This window comes from Pelomicrobium sp. G1 (assembly GCF_051905455.1).
Lineage (GTDB): Bacteria > Pseudomonadota > Gammaproteobacteria > Burkholderiales > UBA6910 > Pelomicrobium.
Map to the genome: position 1 here is coordinate 1 of NZ_JBQACR010000600.1, position 236 is coordinate 236.

A 236-nucleotide genomic window follows, 5' to 3' on the forward strand; every position below is an offset into this window, starting at 1 on the left:
CCCTCATGGGCACGGCGTTGATCTTCGGCTACCTGGTCTTCCATGACGCGTTGATCTTCCAGTTCATGGAAAAGGTGGAGGACATCGCCTCCAACTTCGTCCTGGCCGCGGTGCCCCTGTTCGTGTTCATGGGCACCATGCTGGAGCGCTCCGGGATCGCCGAGCAGTTGTTCGAGGCGGTGCACCTGTGGACCCGGCGCCTGCCCGGCGGCCTGGCTCTGGGCACGGTCACCATG

Annotated in this window: 1 protein-coding gene; it reads left to right on the forward strand. The window is 64.4% G+C overall.

Going from position 1 to position 236, the window contains the following annotated elements; genetic code table 11:
- The coding region (locus ACTFO6_RS19790; protein ID WP_439935996.1) for a TRAP transporter large permease subunit at positions 1-236 on the forward strand (236 nt) is incomplete at both ends.